The organism is Microcystis sp. M53602_WE12 (assembly GCF_030065455.1).
Taxonomy (GTDB): Bacteria; Cyanobacteriota; Cyanobacteriia; order Cyanobacteriales; family Microcystaceae; genus Microcystis; species Microcystis aeruginosa.
This window is the reverse complement of the sequence record NZ_JASJFB010000057.1, coordinates 1-1,597: the sequence shown is the minus strand read 5'-3', so window position 1 is coordinate 1,597 and position 1,597 is coordinate 1. Positions and strand designations below refer to the sequence as shown.

General features: G+C 35.5%; 1 pseudogene. It reads right to left on the bottom strand.

Features of this window, described 5'->3' with window-relative positions:
- Positions 1–223: 223 nt before the first annotated feature.
- A pseudogene (locus PX482_RS02575) lies at positions 224–1,446 on the bottom strand (ISAzo13-like element ISMae28 family transposase).
- Positions 1,447–1,597 lie beyond the last annotated feature (151 nt).

The window sequence follows — 1,597 nt, the reverse complement described above, 5'->3', positions numbered from 1 at the left end:
AGGGACTTCCAGAGAATAAAATACCCAACAAAAAAATAGAAAAGTGTTTTTTTGAAAAAGTAATTATTTTTGTCTAGGAAAACAAAGAGTCTCCCATTACAACCTATTTTTCCGAAAAAATAGGCAGCACAAACTCTTATACTTCCGAGCTTTTTCGAGTATAACAAGGACAAGTTAAAGAATCAAAGACAGTTTTTAGCTAACCATCTTAGTTAACTACAAACTAGGTCTTATCATAATAGATATCAATAAACCATTGTCCCAAATCGGGAAAGTCTTGATTCGTTGATTCTGTGAGACGTTCGATTTTTTCTTCGATTTTTTCCAGGGCTTTTTTAGTAAGCTTTACTCCTTTTTCATAAGTTTCAGTAATCAACTTAACAATCGGGTGTTTTCCTTTCCAAGTCATAGTTTGGGCGAATTTCAAAGCCGTTTCGATTTCATCTAAAATACTCCCATTCCAATGGTTTTCTAACACAGCCCAGGTTCGTTCAATAGGATTATATTTACTATGGTAAGGGGGATAGTAAGCTAAACGTATATTAACTTGATATTTTTGGGAAAACTCAACTATACGTTTCATGAACTGAGTTCGTCTCGAATTATTTTCTGGTCCATTATCTTGATTAATTATCAAAGTTTTAATTTTCTCAAAACGAGATTTTTTCGACTCCCAGAAATCTTCTAATATATCAACAATAAAGTCACTGGTGACTGTGGAGGCAGTGAAATACAAAAACAACTCATCAAATTCTGGAATAAATATTCCCTAAGGGGTTAGGGTTGTTTTCGGATTAAAATCATGATCGTTTGTTTCGACAGTTATTCTATTCTTACCTCCTCGATCAAATAGTCCAATATTAACACGGGCTTTGGCATCCAAACTAAGACGTAACATCGTAGGGTCTTCATCCGCTTCCCGATTAATGTTAGCTAATTCCTCAAAGATTGCCTCGGTTTCTGGAATTTTTTTTGAGGTAAAACTTTAGCGACTCTTTTCAGACGATAACCTAAGTTATTTAATTTAACCCGAATAGTTTCCTCGCTCGGTAAATCCTCATCACTGTACCCATATTTAGAGATTAATTGCTTTCGGACTTCGGCCGCACTCAGTCTCACATAAAGCCTTTGGCTTTTAAAACTTGGGTCAGTTTGGCTTTGAGAATCCACTAAACTTTTGATGTTTTCCAATAGAAAAGGTAAATGTTCTTCTGCTTTTTTCCGCCCCTTAGCTGAATGATTATCAACACAAATAATACCTCTTTTTAGTTCTTTAATTCCTTTACGAATAGTAGTTCGATTCCAGCCTAACTCCTGTGCAGCAAGGGTTTGTCCCCCATAGCCTAATTCTAAGACTGTTTGGGCCATGAATCTTCTTTTAGCTGCACCTTTTAATTGAAGTGCAGTTTCACTGAGCAATTTCTTGAGGGAATCAGTTAATTCCATATACACTTACAAAGAAAAACTTGATTAATAATGTACAGGATTAATTCTACTACAAAATTGGAAGGAGGAGGCAACCATCGACCCCTACCTCCTACACTCCGAGAATGATTATTATTCTTGAGCATGAATAGTTTATTTTTTGGAAGTCCCT